Annotated in this window: 21 protein-coding genes; 16 read left to right on the top strand and 5 right to left on the bottom strand. The window is 37.6% G+C overall.

Annotated elements, in window-relative coordinates; genetic code table 11:
* Window position 1 precedes the first annotated feature (1 nt).
* The 3 genes from A8B79_RS11600 (at window position 2) to A8B79_RS11590 (ending at window position 1636) form a co-directional block, all read left to right on the top strand.
* Window positions 2-460 carry a hypothetical protein gene (locus A8B79_RS11600; RefSeq protein WP_066222720.1) on the top strand — a complete coding sequence of 153 codons (459 nt, stop codon included), beginning with the start codon at window positions 2-4 and terminating at the stop codon, window positions 458-460.
* Window positions 461-596: 136 nt separating this feature from the next.
* Window positions 597-1181, top strand: a complete 585-nt coding sequence (locus A8B79_RS11595) for an SCO family protein (RefSeq protein WP_066222718.1) — start codon at window positions 597-599, stop codon at window positions 1179-1181.
* 5 nt (window positions 1182-1186) lie between these two features.
* The gene (locus tag A8B79_RS11590) at window positions 1187-1636 is read left to right on the top strand and encodes a copper chaperone PCu(A)C (protein WP_066222716.1); all 450 of its coding nucleotides are present in this window, start codon (window positions 1187-1189) and stop codon (window positions 1634-1636) included.
* Between the two features lie 268 nt (window positions 1637-1904).
* Here A8B79_RS11590 and A8B79_RS11585 read toward each other — a convergent pair whose 3' ends face one another.
* Window positions 1905-2408, bottom strand: a complete 504-nt coding sequence (locus tag A8B79_RS11585) for a DUF411 domain-containing protein (RefSeq protein WP_066222713.1) — start codon at window positions 2406-2408, stop codon at window positions 1905-1907.
* A gap of 233 nt (window positions 2409-2641) precedes the next feature.
* Between A8B79_RS11585 and A8B79_RS11580 the strand changes: the two genes are divergently transcribed.
* From A8B79_RS11580 to A8B79_RS11535, 10 genes are all read left to right on the top strand, one after another.
* Complete coding sequence (locus A8B79_RS11580) at window positions 2642-3508, top strand: hypothetical protein (RefSeq protein ID WP_066222706.1); 867 nt, start codon at window positions 2642-2644, stop codon at window positions 3506-3508.
* 5 nt (window positions 3509-3513) lie between these two features.
* Window positions 3514-4176 carry a CDGSH iron-sulfur domain-containing protein gene (locus tag A8B79_RS11575; RefSeq protein ID WP_066222703.1) on the top strand — a complete coding sequence of 221 codons (663 nt, stop codon included), beginning with the start codon at window positions 3514-3516 and terminating at the stop codon, window positions 4174-4176.
* Window positions 4169-4540, top strand: a complete 372-nt coding sequence (locus tag A8B79_RS11570; protein ID WP_066222700.1) for a DUF423 domain-containing protein — start codon at window positions 4169-4171, stop codon at window positions 4538-4540. Before A8B79_RS11575 ends, A8B79_RS11570 begins: the two co-directional genes overlap by 8 nt.
* Window positions 4541-4546: 6 nt before the next feature.
* Window positions 4547-4831, top strand: a complete 285-nt coding sequence (locus A8B79_RS11565; protein WP_066222697.1) for a DUF427 domain-containing protein — start codon at window positions 4547-4549, stop codon at window positions 4829-4831.
* Between the two features lie 73 nt (window positions 4832-4904).
* Window positions 4905-7193, top strand: a complete 2289-nt coding sequence (locus A8B79_RS11560) for a TonB-dependent receptor (RefSeq protein ID WP_082894159.1) — start codon at window positions 4905-4907, stop codon at window positions 7191-7193.
* Between the two features lie 16 nt (window positions 7194-7209).
* Window positions 7210-8274, top strand: coding sequence for an HmuY family protein (locus tag A8B79_RS11555; RefSeq protein WP_066222691.1), 1065 nt, complete (start codon window positions 7210-7212; stop codon window positions 8272-8274).
* Window positions 8275-8400: 126 nt separating this feature from the next.
* Complete coding sequence (locus A8B79_RS11550; RefSeq protein WP_066222687.1) at window positions 8401-9447, top strand: hemin-degrading factor; 1047 nt, start codon at window positions 8401-8403, stop codon at window positions 9445-9447.
* The gene (locus A8B79_RS11545; protein WP_066222684.1) at window positions 9444-10331 is read left to right on the top strand and encodes a heme/hemin ABC transporter substrate-binding protein; all 888 of its coding nucleotides are present in this window, start codon (window positions 9444-9446) and stop codon (window positions 10329-10331) included. Before A8B79_RS11550 ends, A8B79_RS11545 begins: the two co-directional genes overlap by 4 nt.
* Before the next feature lie 5 nt (window positions 10332-10336).
* On the top strand, window positions 10337-11428 hold the full coding sequence (locus tag A8B79_RS11540) for a FecCD family ABC transporter permease (RefSeq protein ID WP_066222681.1): 1092 nt from the start codon (window positions 10337-10339) through the stop codon (window positions 11426-11428).
* Window positions 11425-12225 carry a heme ABC transporter ATP-binding protein gene (locus A8B79_RS11535; protein WP_066222678.1) on the top strand — a complete coding sequence of 267 codons (801 nt, stop codon included), beginning with the start codon at window positions 11425-11427 and terminating at the stop codon, window positions 12223-12225. The genes A8B79_RS11540 and A8B79_RS11535 overlap by 4 nt, the downstream gene beginning before the upstream one ends.
* Here the strand turns inward: A8B79_RS11535 and A8B79_RS11530 are convergent.
* Together A8B79_RS11530 and A8B79_RS11525 are read right to left on the bottom strand one after the other, a co-directional pair.
* Window positions 12222-13553, bottom strand: a complete 1332-nt coding sequence (locus A8B79_RS11530) for a PhoH family protein (RefSeq protein ID WP_066222675.1) — start codon at window positions 13551-13553, stop codon at window positions 12222-12224. The genes A8B79_RS11535 and A8B79_RS11530 overlap by 4 nt on opposite strands.
* A 167-nt stretch (window positions 13554-13720) precedes the next feature.
* The gene (locus A8B79_RS11525; protein WP_066222670.1) at window positions 13721-14584 is read right to left on the bottom strand and encodes a TrmH family RNA methyltransferase; all 864 of its coding nucleotides are present in this window, start codon (window positions 14582-14584) and stop codon (window positions 13721-13723) included.
* Window positions 14585-14676: 92 nt separating this feature from the next.
* Here A8B79_RS11525 and amaB point away from each other — a divergent pair, with 92 nt between their 5' ends.
* The 3 genes from amaB to A8B79_RS11510 all read left to right on the top strand — a co-directional run bounded on the left by amaB (window position 14677) and on the right by A8B79_RS11510 (window position 19094).
* Window positions 14677-16185 carry an L-piperidine-6-carboxylate dehydrogenase gene (gene amaB, locus A8B79_RS11520; protein WP_066222666.1) on the top strand — a complete coding sequence of 503 codons (1509 nt, stop codon included), beginning with the start codon at window positions 14677-14679 and terminating at the stop codon, window positions 16183-16185.
* Window positions 16186-16737: 552 nt separating this feature from the next.
* The gene (locus A8B79_RS11515; protein ID WP_066222663.1) at window positions 16738-17265 is read left to right on the top strand and encodes a RidA family protein; all 528 of its coding nucleotides are present in this window, start codon (window positions 16738-16740) and stop codon (window positions 17263-17265) included.
* 86 nt (window positions 17266-17351) lie between these two features.
* Complete coding sequence (locus tag A8B79_RS11510) at window positions 17352-19094, top strand: ATP-binding protein (protein ID WP_066222661.1); 1743 nt, start codon at window positions 17352-17354, stop codon at window positions 19092-19094.
* Window positions 19095-19119: 25 nt separating this feature from the next.
* Here A8B79_RS11510 and A8B79_RS11505 read toward each other — a convergent pair whose 3' ends face one another.
* Both A8B79_RS11505 and A8B79_RS11500 read right to left on the bottom strand, forming a co-directional pair.
* Entirely contained in the window at window positions 19120-20460 is a 1341-nt protein-coding gene (locus A8B79_RS11505; RefSeq protein WP_066222658.1) for a pyridoxal phosphate-dependent decarboxylase family protein, read from the bottom strand.
* On the bottom strand, window positions 20460-21332 hold the full coding sequence (locus tag A8B79_RS11500; protein ID WP_066222656.1) for a DUF3078 domain-containing protein: 873 nt from the start codon (window positions 21330-21332) through the stop codon (window positions 20460-20462). Before A8B79_RS11500 ends, A8B79_RS11505 begins: the two co-directional genes overlap by 1 nt.
* Window positions 21333-21337 lie beyond the last annotated feature (5 nt).

The following is a 21337-nucleotide window of genomic DNA, read 5'->3' as shown; positions in this document are numbered from 1 at the left end:
CATGAACGGATCTAAAATACTTACCGAAGGGCTGAACAACTGGAAACTGAGGCTTATCCTTAGTGCGCTCTTATGTATCATGGGGCTTGCCGCTTTGATCAGTATGATTCTGGGTTTATTTATCAATTTGAGTATTTATGATAAATCTATTGTTGCCATTGCAATCTGGATGGTGGGTATTCCTACCTATCTCATTTTAAGTGGTCTTGCCAAAATAACCCCGCAATCTATAGCTTTGTTCATCAATGAAAGTACTGATCAAGTTCAGGGCGACCTGCAGATTCTTTTAAAAAATACCGATGAGCTTGATGAAGCTTCAAAAACCAAACAACAAGAGCTCATTAGTTTTTTTCAGGATAACCCACTACATAAATTCCTACCGGATAAACCTGTAAAGCAAGCATATCTATTGATGGTTACTTCCATGCTGGTCAGTTTTGGGATTTGGTTTATTTCTTAAGTTCAATTACCGGGAAAGAAATTAAAACCTTATTACATGATAAATTTGGAATACATCATTCAACTTTAGAATTTAATTACCGACCTTGTAATGCTTAAATTCAAAATTGTAACTCATCAGCATTAATACCCCTCGAATGAAATCTCAATTCCTCTCATTTATTTGCATTCTTTTTATCTTTTTTACTTCGTGTAATACCGGGCCAAAAGTAATAGACGATCTTTCTGATAAATCTTTTAACGTCATTAACCAAAATGGGGAATCGGTTACCTTTCCTGACGATTATCAGGGCAAGTACGTTGTTGTTGGGTTTATTTATACTAATTGTCCGGATATATGCCCGTTAGTAACTCAGAACCTGATCAAAGTTCAGAAAGAGTTTAATAGTCCTGATGATATTCAGTTTTTAGGAATCACATTTGACCCGAAAAGAGACACTCCTGAAGTTTTAAAGAACTACAAAGGACTTTTTAATCTGGATGATAATTTCGATTTCTTAACAGCTGATTCAACAACCATAAGTGAGCTAATGGATAGTGTAAGAGTTCGTTCTCAGGTTTCATTTACACAAGTAAGGGAAGATGATAAAGAAGTATACTTTATGAACCATTCTGATAAAATTATGGTGCTGGACAAAAAAAGCAGAGTAATTTTCGAATACGGCGGAAGTATGACACCCGTAAACTACATTGTTGAAGACCTTAAAACTGTAAGGAAATAATTCAAATGAAAACCTCTGTTGTTCTACTTTTTACAATATTGCTTTTTTCAGGATGTGGAGATGAGCCGAAAAAAAATCCTCCTCAAAAATCTGAATCTGATAAAATTAAAAACTGGGCCAGGCCGGGTGTTCAGGGACAAATGAGTGGAGCTTACTTTGTATACAAGAATCCCCTTAGTAGTGCTGACACGCTTATTTCTGTTTACAGCCCTCAGGCTATGATGACACAAATTCATGAATCATATACTACCGAAGATGGCCTTGCAGGGATGCGGGAAAAGAAAGAGATCGTTGTTCATTCAGATGAAACTCTGGTTTTAAAACAAGGCGGTTTGCATGTTATGCTGATGAATCTGAAAAAAGATCTATCAGAAAATGATTCTGTAGAAGTCGCTCTCGAATTCACAAAAGCCGGGACTGTAAAACTCAAACTACCTGTAAAGAATAATAAATAAAGCCCGAACTTTTCACCATTCGGGCTTTCTGGGTTGATTAAGAAAATGAGCCGGGTTAATTGCTCATTCTTAAATACGCAAAGCCCGTTAAGTCGGATTGTATTTTATTATAATTTGTTGTCAGGTATCCGTTTAGAGTAGTTTTATAGCCGAAAAGCATCTTTACTCTATCAAATGAAGGGGATTTAAATCTACCTCAGTTAACTGAATGGCATAAAAAAAGACATACCTGAGCATGTCTTTTTAAATAATTTGTGTAGAGAAATGTTTAGTAGGAAGAAAAAACTTCAGTAGAACCGTCCTTCTTGACAAGATATACATCGTAGCTGTCTGCTTCTCTTCCCGGTACTTCCATACCCGGAGAACCAATAGGCATACCCGGAACGGTAAGTCCGATAGCACCTTCAGGTTTTTCTTCTAAAAGTCGGTTAACATCTTCAATTGGAACATGCCCTTCTACAAAATACTCTCCAACCATTGCTGTATGACATGATTCAAATCTTGGTGGCACACCTTTCTCTCTTTTTACTTCCATCAAATTTGGAATAGGCTTTTCTATTACCTCAAATTGATCATCATTCATTAAAGCAGCCCATTTGGTACAGCATTGGCATCCGGGGTTCTTGTACATTACCACTTCAATCTTGTTTGTAGAAGCAGAAGAAACCGTTGCTGAATACTCATCCTCTACTTCATTTTTTGGCCAGAATAGTGCCGCTCCGAAACCTATTGTAAATAAAAGTCCAAATATTAAAATCTTGTTGTTGCTCATGATCAAATTTCCTTTAAAAGTTGACTTAAAATACAAAAATTTAACGATGTAATTTAGATTTCTCCCTCAAAGATTTTTAATCGAGAAAACACCTTTCCTGACACCTCTTTTTGTAAAAGCTGATCTGTTTTATTCCCAGAATTAACTTTAGCCTTCTTTTATACTGTCTCTTTTTTTTGTCTAGATTAATCAACATCTTGAATCTATGCCATCAAATTAAAATTCTCATCGCCATGACCACCAAACATCCTTTTCTTTTAATATTCTTTCTGCTGTTCTTTTCCATTACTGCAGCTGCTCAAACATCAGAATTCAAGGCTACATTTATAAAAGCTCAACAGGAAAACAAGCAAGTAACGGTTACATTGTCTAATGGAACTACTTATGTCGGTGATGTAGTTTCTGTAGATGACGAATCAGCCGGTGTACAGACCAAAGACGGTGTATTTAATTTCAGATACGATCGAATTCAAAGTGTCAGAATTTATAACCCCGATGACAAAACTTCCGGTTGGCGTGACAATCCTGCGAAGAACAAGCTTTTTATAACACAAACAGGCAAAATGTTAGATAAGGGCTCGGGCTATTATCAAAATACATACATCTTCTTTTCTAATTTCTCTTATGGAATTACAAACGGAATCAGTATTGATGCCGGATTTAGTATGATTCCGGGCTTAGGAATTGATAACCAAATGTTCACAGCGGGTGCTAAAGTAGGAACCTCATTAAATAGTACTCTTTACGTTGCAGGAAATATCAAATACTACAAATTCTTTGATATCGACGAAGGCGTTTCCTCTCTGTTTGGTTCTATTACATATTCGAAAAGCAGCTTAGATCTAACCGCCGGTACCGGTGTAGGCTTGGCAGAAGGAAGTTCATCGGATGCACTCTTAATTTTAGGTGGTCAATACAGAATCAGTGACCGTTTTGCATTTATAAGTGAAAATATCTTTTTTCCAACCGGTGAAAATGAGTCCACAGCTTTAGTCTCATTTGGTGGTAGAATCATTGGTACAAAAAGTGCTTTTGATCTGGGTTTCTTTGGTATAGAAGAAACGCTTATTCCTTTTGTAAGTTATACTCTCAAATTTTAAAATTTATGCAATCAAAAAAATTCTCTTACGAAAATAAGGAACTCGAAGTAACATGGGATCTTAAACGCTGTATTCATGCTAAAGAATGCGTGCATGGATTACCTAATGTATTTGATCCCGGGAAAAAACCATGGATCGATCCGGATAAAGAACCTGATTCTGACAAAATTGTAGAAACTATTGAGCGCTGTCCAACCGGAGCTCTTCAATATCATTTCAAGAATCAAAGCAATCCTGAAACTCCCCCTTCATCCAATACAATAATTATCGATGAAAACGGACCTCTTTTCGTTCATGGTAATATCGTTGTTCAGGATAATGAGGGTAATGAGCTACTCAGAGAAACCCGTTTAGCTTTTTGCAGATGCGGAAAATCATCAAACAAGCCGTTGTGTGACAACTCTCATATTAAAGCTGGATTTGAGGCAGACACCTCCTACAATCCGGAACGATTAGAGTTGGAACCGCTGGAAAATGAAGGTGGCGAACTCCTGATCAAACTAATTGAAAATGCACCTTTTGTTGTAGAGGGGAATTACGAAGTGATAGGAGAAAACCAATCTACAAAAACATGTAAGCGTATGAGTTTCTGCAGATGTGGCGCATCAGAAAACAAACCATTTTGTGATGGAACACATCGCCAAATAGAGTTTAAAACTAATGAGTAATCCCACTATTCTCATACTAGCTTCTTTCCTCGCTGCACTTGCAGTAGGATTAGGGGCTTTTGGAGCTCATGCTCTTGAGGAATCGCTCTCTCCTAAAAGACTGGACACATGGAACACAGCGGTAACTTATCACATGTGGCACGCATTGGCTCTAATCGGGTTAGCTCTTGTATCCAAAGTTTTTGAAGTTGATCTGACTTGGTCTTTAAATCTGATAGGAGCCGGAATCTTTGTTTTCTCCGGAAGTTTATATCTGCTTTGCTTAACCGATACAAGCTGGTTAGGTGCTATCACACCAATTGGAGGAATTTGCTTTATACTTGGTTGGGTATTAGCAGGATGGAAATTTATAACTCAAATCTGACTTTAAATGAAAGCGATCTGGAACGGAAAAATATTAGCTGAAAGCGACAACACTGTTGTGGTTGAAAACAATCATTACTTCCCAGCTGATTCTATCAATGAAGAACTCTTTACTGATAGTGATTACAAAACAACCTGTCCATGGAAAGGATTGGCAAGCTACAAATCCATCCAGGTTGATGGCGAAACCAATCAAAACGCCGCATGGTACTATCCTGATCCCAAAGATGCCGCTAAAGAAATAAAAGATCACTTCGCTTTTTGGAAAGGAGTCCAGGTTTTAGAAGGTTAATTCTACGTCTTCATAAAATCTTCATATTTCTTTCTTTTATTTGGATTGAATCTAAATAAAAGAAAATCTCTTTTTGAAATTAATCAAACGCCTAGTACCATTTTTACTCGTATTAGGCTTTAGAACTATTGTTTTCCCTCAATCTGGATCTATCATCGGGAGAGTCACGTCTAGCAATGGAGACTCTATCTCTGGGGCATCAGTTTATCTAAGTGAATCGAAATGGCATATTACAAATGATGATGGAATGTATTCCATCTCAACTATAACTCCAGGAAATTATTCACTCATAGTAACGAGTCTTGGCTATACAAAGAAAACAATCCCTGTTGAAATAAAAGCCGATCAAACTCTATCGATCAATGTTACACTAGAAATAAAAGTATACAAAGAAAAAGAAGTTTTAATTACAGCATCTAGGTCGGAAAAAAGCTTAGATGAAATTAGCGTTCCTGTTGCAATCGTTGATCAAGAAGAAATTGAAACAACCGGTAGTATCCGATTGACGGATATTCTAGATGAGCAAATTGGAATGAACGTCGTATCAAATCATGGAACAGGAATACAAGTTCAAGGTTTCGATCCTGATTACACGCTTATTCTTATTGATAACCAACCCGTTATAGGACGAACTGCAGGCACTTTGAACTTAGAGCGCCTAGCGGTAGGTAATGTTGAGCAAATTGAAATTGTTAAAGGTCCTTCTTCTGCGTTGTGGGGTAGCAACGCTTTGGCAGGTGTGATAAATATAATCACTGAAAAAGCAGAACAACCAATTAAGTGGAATGTAACCGGAAGATATGGAACGCATGATTCTTACGACGGCTCATCAAACTTATCTTTTAAAAAGGGGGATTTTTCAGGGCAAATTTTTGGAAATATAAATTCTTCAAACGGATACGACCTTAGTAAAAATACAGTAGCGCCTACCATCCCGAAGTACGATAACTATACTTTTTCTGGTGAAGCTGGATATCGTTTATCTAAAAAGTTCTCTGTATCTCTTAACTCTAGATATTATAGGGAAAATCAAACTTATGATGATAGAATCGATATTTCTAATCAACCAGAAGATCTCAATGGAACTGAGTTTCAGGAGAACTTTAGTGTTGCGCCAAGTATCAAACTACTAATATCTGATAAACAGTTATTTGAAGCTACTGCATTTTTTAGCAGCTTTGAAAGTGAAAGCAATCTCGATTTTCAAAGCACCGGTGAATCATATTTCAATGATTCCTTTGGCCAAACTTTGAATAAATATGAAGTCCAAAGTTCTACTTTCTGGGATAATCAGCACACAACTATTGCCGGAATAGGAATGAATCGAGAGGATCTAACGGCTGATATTTATGCAGACGTTCCATTCTTTGACAGTTATTTCGGATTTGGGCAACATGAATGGGACCTAAATAAAAAACTTTCTCTTACCACTGGATTCAGATTCGATGCTCATAGTGAATACTCTTCTCAATTAAGTCCTAAGTTTTCAGCTTTATACAAACCAAGTAAATTAATTCATATTCGCGGTTCTTTTGGTGGTGGATTCAAAGCACCTGATTTTAGACAATTATTTTTAAACTTCACTAACCCAATTGCCGGTTATAGTGTTTTTGGAACATCTACCGTACAAGAGGGAATTGACCAACTTCAACAAGATGGACAGATTGAAGAACTTTATGTAAACCCTAGTGAACTCACAGATATTCAATCTGAAAGTTCTATCGCTTACAATCTAGGTTTCGACTTATTCTTAACAGATAGAATCACTTTTAAGATCAATGGATTCAGAAACAACGTAGACGAACTCATTGAAACGCAGCGAATAGCTCTTAAAACAAACGGTCAATCCGTATTCTCGTATGTGAATTTGAATAAAATTTACACTCAGGGAGTTGAAACAGAGCTTAGCTACAACCCCGATTTCATTTCTGGTTTAAACATTTCTGCCGGCTACCAATATCTAGATGCTCAAAGAGAAATAACTTTTGAACAGGATGATGTCCAAAATGGGCAAGTAGTAACCGTTACTAAAAAGATATACATCCCTCTTTTCAATCGCTCTAAGCATACGGCAAACTTCAAACTGTTTTACGCATTCGAAAAAATTGGTCTGGATGCCAGCCTCCGAATTCGACACCGAGGTAAATACTGGTTCAGCGATAACAATGTTAACAACAGCCCTGATGAAAATGAGTACGCTGAAAATCACACCATGATTAACACTTCTATTGCAAAACAATTAGGGAAGAGTTTCAAAATCAGGGTTGGCATTAACAATCTCAATAATTACAAAAATGAGATTTTACTGCCCTCAAACCCCGGCACTACTTTTTATACACAATTAAATATCAACATCTATTAAATACATATTTCTATTTATGAATTCACTAAATAATAAACTAACTCTACTTGTCACGGTATTAGCCTTTGGCTTTTTTGCATGTGAGGACTCAGGCTCAAACGGACCAGCTCCAGTCGAAGGACAAATGGCTGAAGATATCCCTGCAAATGTAAACACAATGAGTGAATTTACAGCGAGTGATGTACAAGACAATCCTGATAATAAAGAAAACTATACCTTCTTTGATTTTGAAACGGGAGCTACTGTATCAGATTCTCTTTCTGCGGATTGGGATATTGCTTTTAGTGGCACAACAATACTAGCTAACTCTGGTAATGATGGTGGAATTCAATTAGTTGAAACAGCTTATGATGATGTCGATACCGCTCCTACTACAGGTTTTGAAGCAAGCAACACTAGCTGGTATACATATACTGGAGAAGCACCTAACGGTCCTAAACATGCTATTTTTCCAAACGAAGACGAAACGCTCATTATTAAAACTTCAACAGGAAAATATGCAAAAGTTAGAATGATCAGCTATTACGAAGGTAATCCTGATACCGAATCTGATGAGTTTGAAAATATGCTAACCAGACCCGCTAGTCAGTATTTCACATTCGAGTATGCACTACAAAACGCTGAATCCACTCAATTGTATCATGAAGATAGTTTCACTTACTATGACCTAGAAACAGGTGAAATGGTTTCAGATTCTTCTTCGTCACAATGGGATATCGGATTTAATGCTACTACAATCATCGCAAATACCAAGAACAGTGGTGGAATTCAATCTTTAAATATAGCCTATAGTGATGTAGATGAAGCTCCAATTTCTAGTTATGAAGAAAGTGTAACAGACTGGTATTTATATACAGGTGAAGCACCAACCGGCCCTAAGCACGCTATTCTTCCTAAAGACAACCTAACATTAGTCCTTAAAACAGCTAGTGATATTTATGCAAAAATTAGAATTATCAGCTATTACAAAGGCAACCCTGATACCTCTTCTGAAGACTTTATTAATTTCATAAGGCCAGAATCCAGATATTACACGTTTGAATATGCTGTTCAAACTGATGGATCTACAAGCTTCGAATAAATGTAATATCTGTATTTCTAATACAATTGCTCCCCTTATAAAAACCCGTTTATGATAAATGGGTTTTTTATATCTCCAAAAAATTACTAATTTAGACTCATTCTAAATAACTAAATGTAACATCTCTTGGAAAATACAAAAGCATCGCTAAAAAAAGATTGGCAAGAACTTAAAAAAGAACACCCAAAAATCAGAATAAAAAATGCTGCTGACAAACTTGGTGTTAGTGAAGTAGAACTAGTGGCGACATTAGAAAATGCGACTCGCTTAAATGAAGACTGGCCGGGCATTTTTATAGATATAGAAAATTTGGGCTATGTGATGGCTCTTACTCGTAACGAATCTGTTGTTCATGAAAGAAAAGGAGAATACCACAACATTAGCTTTAATGGACATGCTGGTTTGGTATTAGATCCAAACATAGATCTTAGAATCTTCCCCGGACAATTCGGTTTTGCCTATGCGGTACCTGTGGAAAATCCAAGAGGAACACTTCACAGCATTCAGTTTTTTAACAAACAAGGTGTTGCTGCTCATAAAATTTACCTAATGAATGAAGAGCATCTAGATGACTATTCTAACTTGGTAGAAAAATTCAGCCATGAAGATCAAAATGCTGAACTAAAGATCACCCCTGCTCCGCCAACTAAAAAAGAAGATACTTCAACCACTATCGATAGAGAAGCTTTCTTGCAGGAGTGGTCTGAGCTACAAGACACACATGATTTTTACGGATTACTTAGGAAATTCAAAGTAGACCGAACTGATGCATTCGAGATCGCAGAAGGACGTTTTACTCAACCTGTAGAAAACAGTACTACTGAGGCACTGCTTTATAAAGCAGCTGAACAAGAAGTTCCTATTATGGTATTTGTTTCCAGTGGAGCTGTAATCCAGATTCATTCAGGAAAGGTTGAAAACATTAAGAAAATGGATAACTGGTTAAACGTGTTAGATTCTGAATTCAATCTACATTTAAGAGACGATCATATCAGCAGATCTTGGATCGTTGAAAAGCCTACAGTAGATGGTATCGTAACCTCCCTAGAAATCTTTGACGCTGAGAATAACAATATTGCCACATTCTTTGGAGCGAGAAAACCGGGGATACCTGAATTGGAAAGCTGGAGAGAGCTCATTAACGGATTAAAGCCTAAACAAGTTCTTTCATGAAATCACTAATCATTTCTTTTATCATCTATAGCCTTTCTGCTACGATTGCCGACGCTCAAACCACCGTTCAAAGTTCTGACGATGTTACCGTAATTATTACTAATACCGACAAAATTATCACTATGGGTGGTTCTATTACAGAAACCGTATTTGCTCTTGGTCATGGCGAAAATGTCATTGCCACAGATCAGTCCAGTACTTTTCCGAGACAAATTTTTCAATTACCTAGAGTTCCATATCTAAGAAATCTTACCTCAGAAGGTGTATTATCTCTTGGAGCAAGCTTAATTATTTCCAGTAGTGACGCCGGACCAAAATCTGCTATTGATCAGATTAGAAGCGCCGGAACAGATATGCTGTTAGTAAAAGAAACAGAGTCTCTTGAAGGTGTTATTCATAAGCTATCCGTAATAGGTAAAGCATTAAACGCCGAAGAGAAAGCTAACCAACTCATGGAACAGAATAAAACTACTTTCACAAAAGCTGCAGAACTTAGATCTACTTTGAAGGAAAAACCAAAAGTAATGTTTGTATTAGCTGTTCGTGGAAGTAGTAACTTTATGGTTGCAGGAAATAATACAGGAGCCCAAGCCATGATCGAATTTGCAGGTGGCAAAAATGCTTTCGATTCATTTTCTGGATATAAGCAAGCATCTCTGGAATCCATTATAGCAGCCAATCCTGATTATATCCTTATGATGCAAAGTCGTTTTGATGAAATAAGTACCGGACTAAAGCAAACACCTGGTGTAAATGCCGTAAAAGCGGTTACTAACGATAATATTATTGGAATGGAAGGTAACTACCTATTGGGGTTTGGGCCTAGATTTGGGTCAGCAATTCTAGATTTAATGAAATTAATTCACCCTGGGGTTAATATTTAACTCAAGTGTCTGTTAACAATAGATCACATTTTTTAAATCTCTCAAAATTCAGGAAAAGCAATGCTTTACTCGCTGGACTTTTAATTGCACTTATATCTTTTGCTATACTATCAGTAGGAATTGGGGCTGTTTCTATAGAGCCTTCTGTTGTACTTAAAATTTTTGCAAACAAATTAGGATTTTTAGACTTCGCTGAGGATGAGCTAGTCCAATCATCAGCTATCATTTATAGTATAAGGTTACCGAGGGTTATTCTCGCCATATTGGTAGGAGCTACACTCGCTATTTCCGGAGCTGCATTACAAGGTTTATTTAGAAACCCACTGGCGGATCCTACGCTCATCGGAGTTTCTAGTGGATCAGCTCTTGCGGCAGCTTTTGTTATTATTCTGGGAGCACAACTGTTTAGCTTTTTACCTTATTATTTATACTCTGCGCTATTACCTATTTCAGCTTTTGTTGGAGGTCTTATCGCCACCCTCCTTGTGTACACTATTTCAACGAGTTCCGGAAAAACAAATATTGCCACAATGCTTTTAGCCGGCATAGCTGTTAATGCTGTTGCCGCGGCGGGCATTGGTTTTCTGGTTTTCTCAGCTGATGATGTTCAAATTCGTGACCTAACTTTCTGGACATTGGGAAGTTTAGGTGGTTCTGTTTGGAATACTGTCGCTAAATCAGCACCACTTCTGCTTATAACAATCATTGGATTACCTTTCTTTTCAAAGCAAATGAATGTGATGCTTTTAGGAGAACATGAAGCTCGTTATCTGGGAGTTAATACCCAATTTGTTAAAAAAGCAATCATTCTTCTAGCCACTTTAGGTATTGGGGCTTCCGTTGCTGTTTCCGGAATTATAGGATTTGTAGGATTAGTAGTGCCTCATTTGTTACGCTTAATGATTGGGCCGGATCATCGATTTTTGATGCCGGGCTCTATCCTTTTGGGGGCATTGCTATTGCTAGCCTCAGATCTTTTTGCACGAATGGTTGTTATTCCAGCTGAATTACCAATTGGTATTGTTACTTCAGCAATTGGGGCTCCATTCTTTTTATGGCTTTTGATTAGAAATCGCTCTATATCCGCACACCTATGATTTCAGCGAATAACATATCGGTTACTACACAATCAGGAAAAAAAATTCTGGATGATTTTTCAGTTTCTGTAAAGCCCGGAATCCTGACCTCAGTAATAGGCAAAAATGGAGCCGGTAAATCTACTTGCCTTAAAGCAATTTGTGGTGAATCAGATTATTCTACAGGAAATATCTTCTTTAAGGATCAAAATATTGCTGATCTAAAACCCTCATATTTAGCCAAGCATAGAGCTGTTGTTAGCCAAAAAACGACCTTAGATTTTTCCTTCTCCGTTGAAGAAGTAGTTAACCTTGGCCGCTCTCCACTCTCTGGATATTTCAGTTCATCAGCAGACCGGGAAATTATTGAAAGCTGTTTGCAAAAAGTTGGGTTACTATCGCTGAAGAATCGTTCTTATGTTACACTTTCAGGGGGAGAACAGCAGAGGGTTCACATAGCAAGGGCTCTCGCTCAAATTTGGGATGCTTTTGAATCAAATGAACCCTCTTATCTGTTTTTAGATGAACCATTGGCTAGTTTAGATGTGGCTCATCAGCATGAGATCATGCATTTATTAAAACAGCTTTCCTCAAAAAATGTAGCTGTATTTATTGTGATTCATGATTTAAATCTAGCCGCTCAATATTCTGATAATATTATCATTCTTAAAAATGGGCAGAAACTTACGGAAGGATCACCCTTCGAAGTTTTAACAGAAGAAATCATATTTGATGCTTTTGACCATCCTGTGAATATTATTCCTCATCCAAAAACAGAATGTCCACTAATTATTTCTGAACGTGTTTTTGATAACTAGAGCAACTCACTAGCAATATTCGCCAGATCTGACCGCTCTCCTTTTTCTAAGTTGATATGAGCATACAAATCGCTTTTCTGCATACGATCAACTAAATAAGATAGTCCGTTGCTTTGAGTATCTAAGTATGGAGTATCAATTTGGAAAATATCTCCTGTAAAAATGACTTTGGTATTTACTCCCGCTCTGGTAATAATGGTCTTCACTTCATGTGGAGTTAAGTTCTGAGCCTCATCAATAATAAATACCACGTTCGATAAACTTCTGCCACGAATATAAGCCAGTGGTACAATTCGTAGTTTATCCGTTTGGATCATCTCATCAATTTTTTTGTACTGCTTACTGGTTTCTTTGAATTGATGTTTGATGAAACTCAAATTATCCCAAAGTGGCTGCATATATGGATTGATCTTAGCTTCAGCGTCACCGGGTAAATATCCGATATCGCGATTGCTTAGCGGAACAATTGGTCTGGCCAAATATATTTGCTTGAAATCACTTCGTTGTTCTAAAGCACTTGCTAATGCCAGCAATGTTTTTCCTGTTCCTGCAGCTCCGGTTATGGTTGTGAGAAGAATATGCGGGTTTAAAAGCGCATGCATTGCAAAAGTTTGCTCCGCATTTTTTGGCTGAATTCCATACGCATTAATTTTATCAACCTGTTCGATATACTTTGACTTAGCATTGTACCAACCAAGTGCTGACGATCCATGACTTTTCATTATATAGTAATGATTGCTTGGCGGGTTCACTTCCATCACATCCTTTGGTTTGATCCTGCCTTTATCATAGAACTTACTTATCAGAGAAGGATCTTCAAGCTCCAGATCGGTTTTTCCTCTGTATAAATGATCAATGTCTTTAACCTGAACTGTTTCATAATCTTCAGCATCCAGATTTAATGCACGTGCTTTAAGTCGAAGATTTATATCTTTTGAAACAAGTACTACCTTTGTGTTTTCATTTTCATTTTTAAGGCGAAGAGCAGCGTTTATGATATGATGATCGTTTCGAGTAGCTCCAAAAACTTTGTTGGCATCTACATGTTTTCCGCCATTGGTAATAACTTTTAATTTCCCATGAGATCTCCCATTCAACGGAATCCAGTCCTGAAGCATATTTTCATCAGAAATTCCATCCAGGTAACGGATGAATTCACGGGCATGTAAGTTTATTACAGTATTTCCTTTCTTAAAGGTGTCCAGTTCCTCCAGGACTGTTATTGGGATTGCAACGTCATTTTTTTCAAAATTCTTAACGGCTTCATAATCATATAAAAGCACGGAAGTGTCGAGTACGAAGATCTTCTTCGCTTTCTTCTTAGGCATGGGCTAATCGTTTTGATTTTCAGAGATCGAAACCTCTTTATGTAGATGATGTAAAAGAACGGTTCACTCAATTAAATCAAACAAAAACCAATATGCAATGGATGTGGAAAACTCGTGATAAATTAATATTGAGTTAACAGTTCAAGACTCGCAAAGATGTTGATAACTCAGATATTAAGTTGATAAAGTGCAATACTTAAAGCGATAGCTGCATTCAAGCTTTCCACTGAACGGTTCTCTTTTGATGAAGGGATCATAACCCGTTTTCTGTCCGAAGTAATAAGCTTTCCATCAACTCCATTAGCTTCATTTCCAACTATAAGAACTGTTTTGTTGGTTGAATTTATTTTTGAAATCGGTAGAGCTCCTTCGTTTCCGTCTAGTAAAAGAATCTGCCATCCTTCTTTCTCAAATACTTCAAGATCTTTATCTAAATTCGAATTTCTATAACTCAAAACTCCAGTGGCTCCGGCAGTACTTCTCACCACTTTCGGATGATGCAGATCTACAGACCCTTTGCCAATTAAAATCGAACTAGCCCCAAACCAGGCTGCGGTTCTTACAATAGTCCCCAGATTTCCCGGGTCCTGAATTCTGTCTGTTGCAATGATCAATCCTTCTCTATTTGATAGCTCTTCAACGGAAGATTCTTTCGGAATTTCACAAACGGCGAGGATTCCCTGGCTATTCTCGGTATCAGATAGTTCGCTAAATGTTTTTGTGTCGATTAAGTAAGAGCTAATAGCTGTTAGCTGATAGCTCTTAGCTTCCTTATCAACAAAAACTTCCCTGACATTCAGAATCCCATTCTCTAAAACCTGCTCCACTGCTCTTTCTCCTTCTACAACAAATAGTCCCTCTTTTTCACGGTACTTTTTCTGCCCGAGTTTTCTTAAAAGCTTGATTTGATTATTTGATGCTGATTTCACGAGTTCTGAGTTCTGAGTTCTGAGTTCTGAGTTCTGAGTTCTGAGTTCTGAGTTCTGAGTTCTGAGTTCTGAGTTCTGAGTTCTGATAAAAAGATACTTCATAATCTATCACTTCTCATGTAACTAATACTAATTATTTGGAGAATGATTTTCTATCTTTAGTCAAATCAAAAAAACGAAGCTAAAAATAACTCATGGATTTTTTAAAGAAACTGGGAATTGAGGGAGTAAACGCAGGTACAAGTACCGGGCGAGTTTATCTGGAAAGCAAAAATCAAATTACCAGTTACACTCCGGTTGATGGAAAAACGATCGCAAATGTAACCACAACCACCAAAGAACAATATGAAGAGGTGGTTAATGCATCTCAGGAAGCTTTTAAAGTTTGGAGAGAAATGCCGGCTCCGCAACGTGGAGAGATTGTTCGTCAGATCGGAGATAAGCTTCGTGAATTCAAAGAACCTTTGGGAAAATTGGTTACTTACGAAATGGGTAAGATCTATCAGGAAGGCTTAGGTGAAGTTCAGGAAATGATAGACATTTGTGATTTTGCCGTTGGATTAAGTCGTCAGTTATACGGACTTACCATGCATAGTGAGCGCCCTAACCACAGAATGTATGAGCAATGGCACCCGATGGGAACAGTTGGAATTATTTCTGCTTTTAATTTTCCTGTCGCTGTTTGGAGCTGGAACGCCATGATCGCTGCGGTTTGTGGTGATACTATGATCTGGAAAGGTTCTGAAAAAACTCCTCTTTGTGGAATTGCTATTCAAAAGATCGTTGCCAAAGTATTGAAGGAAAATGATCTTCCGGAAGGAATCTTCTGCTTGGTTACCGGAGATAGAGAAGTTGGCGAATGGATGACAGAAGATGAGCGCATTCCATTGATCTCTGCTACAGGCTCCATCCGAATGGGTAAAGAAGTAGCTAAAGTAGTTGGCGGGCGTTTAGGTAAAACCATTCTTGAACTTGGTGGCAATAACGCCATTATCGTTTCTGAAAATGCTGACATTGAAATGGCAATCCGTGCAACTGTGTTCGGAGCTGTTGGAACGTGTGGTCAGCGTTGTACTTCTACGCGAAGATTGATCATCCATGAATCTGTATATGATCAGTTTAAAGAGCGTCTGTTGAGTATCTATGAAAATGTGAATATTGGAAACCCTCTGGAGCCGGATACTTTGGTTGGACCGATGATCGACCAGCTTGCAGTAGATGCAATGCAAAATGCACTCAAACAAGTAGAGAAAGAAGGCGGAAAAGTGATCTTCGGGGGTGAAGTTTTAGACAGAGATGGATTTTATGTTCGTCCGGCTATCGCTGAAGCTAAAAATGAATTCGAGATCGTTCAGGAAGAAACTTTTGCTCCGATTCTCTATCTCATCAAGTACAAAACTATTGATGAAGCGATGAGCTACCACAATGGTGTGAAGCAAGGATTGAGTTCTGCAATGTTCACACTGAATATGCGTGAGGCTGAAAATTTCTTAAGTACACACGGTTCTGATTGTGGAATTGCCAATATCAATATAGGTACAAGTGGTGCTGAAATTGGTGGAGCTTTCGGTGGTGAAAAAGAAACCGGTGGTGGACGTGAGTCCGGCTCTGATGCTTGGAAAGCGTACATGCGCCGACAAACCAATACCATCAACTGGAGTGAAGAATTACCGCTGGCGCAAGGTATTTCGTTTGATGTTTGACCTTCGGAATTATTGAATTAAAAATTAAGAATGAAGAATTGGTGAATCATCAATTCTTCATTTTTTGATCATAAGTGTAGTTTCTGATAAGTTCTCCCTTCTAAGAGATACCGACCAAACACTTGTGTGTGATCAGAGTGATGTTGTGCAATTTCTGAGTTACTAAATTGCACAACATCCTCCGTCTTCTGACCTATCCGGTCAGAAGCCACCTCCTTCAAAGGAGGATTTCAGAAAAAGATTCCAACTACACTGATCTTTAGAATTATTGGCGGGGAAGAACGCAATGAAATCAACGGCTCCGAAGGAGCAATCATTACACCCAGGCTGATTTTCACTAGTTCCGAATATCTTGTTCGGAATTCCATTAGGAAGCTCCTGCTTCCTTTTCATTTCAAATTCTAACCATCGTCCTTAACTCTTCCAGAGTTTTATCTCATCAAAAATAAAAGCTGATTCTTATTAACTCTGGAAGAGTTTGACCCAAGAAATATCATTTACTTTCACGTTTTCTGTTCTATATTCCTGAAAATCTTAATCAACTCAGGGAATATGAAATACATCTCAATTTTCTTCATTCTGATTATTGGAACTACTGTTCTTTGTGCCCAAAACCAATCCCCTGAACAAAAGTTACAAGAACTTGGAATTGAACTTCCGGAAATTGCTCCTCCCGTTGCTAACTATGTTAATGTAGTTCGGTCCGGAAATCTGTTATTTCTTGCGGGAAAAGGTTCTCAAAATCCTGATGGCTCCAGAATTACAGGAAAAGTTGGAGTAGATCTGACTATAGAAGAAGGATATGAAGCTGCCAAAAGTATCGCCTATCAACATCTTGCTGTAATTAAGAATGAGATCGGTGACCTCAGCAAAGTAGTTCGCGTTGTGAAAGTTCTGGGAATGGTGAATACGACTCCTGAATTTACCGCACATTCTCAGGTTATTAACGGGTATTCCGATTTCATGGTCAAGATCTTTGGTGAAAAAGGAAAACACGCCCGTTCTGCTGTAGGTATGAGTTCCCTACCTGTTAACCTGGCTGTAGAAATTGAAGTGATTGTTGAAATAGAAATCCCGTGATCATTGGTTTTTCTCGAGATGCCTAAAAATTAACTCCTATAATCGTTTAGCATAATTTCTTTAGCTATATTATTTAATATCTAACGATGGCGATGAAGTTAAAGAACATATTCCCGGTAAATGACAAAAGTAAAGGCGTCGAATTTCATTTATTTGAAATAGCGGTGTTTCTTACGGTTTTGATTTTTTCTTTTTGGAGCGTCTTTGGCTTTGTAGCAGAGTTTCAGCTTATAAATAAAATCCTATTTCTTTCTTCTTTTGTAGTCTATCTCTCCATTTATATAGCGCAAAAAGCGAAAGTCTCTTTTTCCATCGTTTCAGCAAGTTACTTTGGATATAGCTTTGTTTTAATGGCTTTCGCTTGGCTTCCCGGAGGCGGGATTCAAGGAGCAATTCTTCAGTTTATTGTATTAATTTTTATTGCCGGTTTACTGGTTCTTCCACTCCGAGCATACCTTATATTCATTCTCTCTATAGCGGCTATCGTTATTTCATTCTCTATTTATGAATATTATAATCCCGACGCTGCTTTCCCGTACTTAAGTGAAATTAATAGAATAAGAGACATTTCTATTGCCTCCATTATAGCTATAATGGTATTAGGCTTTTCTTTATATACATTCAAAAAATCTTATGTAAGGGATAAGGAATCGCTAAATAAAGCTATTAAAGAAATTGAAGTTGAAAAGATAAAGGCTCAATCTGCTGACAAAGCTAAATCACAATTCCTGGCTACTATTAGTCATGAAATGAGAACACCTCTTAATGGTATCGTTGGTATCTCAGAGTTATTAGGTGAGACTGATTTAAATCCTGAACAAGTAGAAATGGTGAAAAACCTGAGTTACAGTAGTAATATGCTTCACAGCTTGATCAGTGATGTACTGGATCTTACCACCATCGAAGATGAGAATCTTGAATTGAGTGAGAACGTATTCCAGCTAGAAAGTGAGATCAATGATATTTTGGAAATATTCCGTCCTAAAATCGATTCCAGAAAAGCTTTTCTTCATTTGCATCATGAACATGATGAACTAATACCAAAAATTTTATATGGTGATATTACAAGAATAAGACAAGTACTGGTGAATCTTGTAAACAACGGAATAAAGTTTACTAATGATGGTGCCGTAATTGTACAAACCAAATTATTAAGTAAAGAAAAGAACATTGCCACCGTCCAATTTACTGTTTCAGATACCGGGATAGGTATTTCAAAAGAGGATCAGGATAAATTATTTACAAAATTCTTCAGGACAAGACTAGCCAATACCATAGAAGGAACAGGATTGGGGCTTACCATAAGCAAAAGATTGGTCGAGCTGATGGGAGGAGAAATCTCATTCACATCACAACTTAAAAAAGGATCTACTTTTACATTTGAACTTCCTTTATCCATCAAACCAAAAAATCCTCAAAAAATTGAATCTTCAACTCATGATGAAGACTTAACCGATCTGAAAATTCTTATCGCTGAAGATGTTCCTATCAATCAAATGGTCTTGAGCAAAATGCTTAAGAATCTTGGTATAGAAAATATAGATATCGTTAACGATGGGAAAGAAGCCTTTGAAGCTGCAACGGATGATCAAAATGAATATGATTTTATTCTGATGGATATTCAAATGCCTAAACTGGATGGTTCTCAGGCTTCCAGAAAAATCATTGAGTTTTATAAAGGAGATCTTCCTTTTAAAATCATCGCTGTTACTGCTAATGTAATGAAAGATGATTTTGTGTTGTATAGAGAATCAGGAATGGTTGATGTCTTAAGCAAACCTGTGAACATAAAGATGCTTTCTCATACCCTTTATAAACATTTGGGTTAAGCTATAGAATAGAATACGATACTCTCTATAAATGAGATTCTATTCTGTTTACTAATTCTTCTACAAAAGCTGCTTGTTCGGGCTTCATAAATACACTTCTTAGAATAGTAACCATTTCTGAATCTGCTTTATATTCAGGATGTAATCTTATGAATTCTGAACTTGGAACTTTAAATAATGAAAGATAGAATGATTGGTCCTTCATTCCTGCATCAAATACTTTTTTGGATAGATCTGAAATCTGAGAAGTAGTTTTGCAGTCAGATGGGAAATAGCCCACTATATCCAGTTCAGGTTTTTTATATGGAACCAGTTTTCTGCTATCCTCCATTAACGAATAGCCCTTTAATGCCGCTTTTCTGCATTGCGCCATAACAGGACCAAAGCCTTCCTTTTCTTTTAAAGGAAAACATTGCAGTGTTGCCCATAAAGCTACTGCTGCTGCACCGGCTCTTGAACATTCTAAACTTATCTCTCCAAGATGAAGATCATCCGAAGTGAAATAGGTATATGGCGAATCATGCTTGTAAAACCGACCAACTTCCGGATCCTTAAAGAGAACAGAGCCACAACCGTAAGGCTGCAATCCATGTTTGTGAGGATCAATCACAATACTGTTCGCTTCCTGCATTAATTTCCATTGGGTTCCGTCAATTAAATCCGAATCTTTCAATGTTCTGAAAAAACCTCCGTAAGCAGCATCTATATGAATTCGAATTCCATGTTTTTTTGCCCAAGGGATAACCTGTTCCAGATGTTCAACTTCTCCCAAGCCTGTCGTACCGAGAGTTACTACAATTGTGCCGATCTTCTCCGGATCAACAGAAGACAGATCAAAATTTCTGTCCTCCAGTATTGGAATCTTAACAGAATCTACAGCCAGTACGCCGCACATTCTTTCATGTGTGTAATGTGAATTGGATGAAAAAGCGATCTTTTTGCCGGGATGAGATTCTCTTGCAATCCATAAAGCTTCCAGATTTGCAATAGTACCGCTTGCCGTCAAATGCCCCAGAAAGGTTTCTCCATATCCAAAAAAATTCGCTAGTTCAGCAACTACTTCTTTTTCCATTTCTGAAGAAGGCGGCCCTCCATCAAGAGCATGGTTATTCGGATTTATACTCATCGCCATTGCATAAGCAGCCCAAGCCACAGGGTGTGGTGGCTTCAGCATTTGGCCTGCATAAACCGGATGATGAAATGGATAATTACATTTTAGTTTTTGAGAAAGTCTGGAAAAAACTTCTTCAGCTTTTTCATCAGAAACAGAAAGCGTGGAATCCTGTTCCCATGCCCCAAAAGATAGCTTCCAATGCTGCAGGCGTTCAAGCCCTTTATCCAGTGCTTGTTTTGCCTGCTTATCCATTAATACAGGTTAACTGAGATTCCTGCAGAAAGAACCTGTTTGATCTGAACTTCACTTGAAAAATCATCGTCATAACGCATTTCAAACTGGAAAGAAGCACTGATTAAAGAGTTGATTTGTCCAACTAATTCGTTACTCCAAAAAACATCGGTTTCTGAAACCGGATCTGTGAAACTTGTAAATGTTTCTATGTTGCTTGAATACTGAATGTTTTCTGCAACAGTTGTTTGAAATGAAATACCGGTTGTTAAACCACCCTCTGATCTGAAAGTCTCCCCTTCAGGTAATCCATAATTAGGAGACAGATCTCCATCTGAAATAAACGTTTGCTTGAGAGCTAAACCTGCTTCTAACTGTAAACTTGGACTCGCATTATATTCCAAACCGGCACCTTCGGTAAGATAAGCCGGACTAAAAAATCCTGAGATCAATGAATCTCCGCCAGCTACTTTAGCATCATAATTGTACCCATCAGCGAACTGTGTTCTGAATTGGATTGCTCCATATCCTGCCAACTTACTATCTTCCTGTAAATCATAAGTATTTCTGAGTCGGATAGAGATCAGATCGTCTGATTTTCTTGTGCTTCCGTCTATTCTTGATTGACCATATCTTAAATTGGTTCGGAAACCAAAAGTGTATTGTTCTTTTCGATACATTTTAGTGTATACAGTAGAAGCTGCACCACTAACGGTATTAACACCTCCTTCACTCCAATTGCTGTATGAAGCCTGAGACCCATTCAGATTTGCAACCCAGGTTTGAGTCCACCCAACAAGAGTATCAGGTACAACAATAGTTTGCGCCTGCAAAGAATTTGCCGTAAAAAAAGTAATTGCGATTAGTAGTAACGTTTTGGTAAAAATTTTCATCGTAA

This window comes from Balneola sp. EhC07 (assembly GCF_001650905.1).
Classification (GTDB): Bacteria; Bacteroidota; Rhodothermia; order Balneolales; family Balneolaceae; genus Balneola.
The sequence above is the reverse complement of the archived record's forward strand: the minus strand, read 5'-3'. Positions and strand labels throughout refer to the sequence as shown.

Excerpts from the sequence above, each read along its gene's own strand:
- A8B79_RS11515 (WP_066222663.1), top strand. The coding sequence starts at position 16,738 with ATGAAATACATCTCAATTTTCTTCATTCTGATTATTGGAACTACTGTT.
- A8B79_RS11575 (WP_066222703.1), top strand. The coding sequence starts at position 3,514 with ATGCAATCAAAAAAATTCTCTTACGAAAATAAGGAACTCGAAGTAACA.
- A8B79_RS11530 (WP_066222675.1), bottom strand. The coding sequence starts at position 13,553 with ATGCCTAAGAAGAAAGCGAAGAAGATCTTCGTACTCGACACTTCCGTG.
- A8B79_RS11590 (WP_066222716.1), top strand. The coding sequence starts at position 1,187 with ATGAAAACCTCTGTTGTTCTACTTTTTACAATATTGCTTTTTTCAGGA.
- A8B79_RS11565 (WP_066222697.1), top strand. The coding sequence starts at position 4,547 with ATGAAAGCGATCTGGAACGGAAAAATATTAGCTGAAAGCGACAACACT.
- A8B79_RS11500 (WP_066222656.1), bottom strand. The coding sequence starts at position 21,332 with ATGAAAATTTTTACCAAAACGTTACTACTAATCGCAATTACTTTTTTT.
- A8B79_RS11570 (WP_066222700.1), top strand. The coding sequence starts at position 4,169 with ATGAGTAATCCCACTATTCTCATACTAGCTTCTTTCCTCGCTGCACTT.
- A8B79_RS11525 (WP_066222670.1), bottom strand. The coding sequence starts at position 14,584 with ATGAAGTATCTTTTTATCAGAACTCAGAACTCAGAACTCAGAACTCAG.
- A8B79_RS11595 (WP_066222718.1), top strand. The coding sequence starts at position 597 with ATGAAATCTCAATTCCTCTCATTTATTTGCATTCTTTTTATCTTTTTT.
- A8B79_RS11535 (WP_066222678.1), top strand. The coding sequence starts at position 11,425 with ATGATTTCAGCGAATAACATATCGGTTACTACACAATCAGGAAAAAAA.
- A8B79_RS11545 (WP_066222684.1), top strand. The coding sequence starts at position 9,444 with ATGAAATCACTAATCATTTCTTTTATCATCTATAGCCTTTCTGCTACG.
- A8B79_RS11555 (WP_066222691.1), top strand. The coding sequence starts at position 7,210 with ATGAATTCACTAAATAATAAACTAACTCTACTTGTCACGGTATTAGCC.
- A8B79_RS11600 (WP_066222720.1), top strand. The coding sequence starts at position 2 with ATGAACGGATCTAAAATACTTACCGAAGGGCTGAACAACTGGAAACTG.
- A8B79_RS11580 (WP_066222706.1), top strand. The coding sequence starts at position 2,642 with ATGACCACCAAACATCCTTTTCTTTTAATATTCTTTCTGCTGTTCTTT.
- amaB (WP_066222666.1), top strand. The coding sequence starts at position 14,677 with ATGGATTTTTTAAAGAAACTGGGAATTGAGGGAGTAAACGCAGGTACA.
- A8B79_RS11585 (WP_066222713.1), bottom strand. The coding sequence starts at position 2,408 with ATGAGCAACAACAAGATTTTAATATTTGGACTTTTATTTACAATAGGT.
- A8B79_RS11505 (WP_066222658.1), bottom strand. The coding sequence starts at position 20,460 with ATGGATAAGCAGGCAAAACAAGCACTGGATAAAGGGCTTGAACGCCTG.
- A8B79_RS11510 (WP_066222661.1), top strand. The coding sequence starts at position 17,352 with ATGGCGATGAAGTTAAAGAACATATTCCCGGTAAATGACAAAAGTAAA.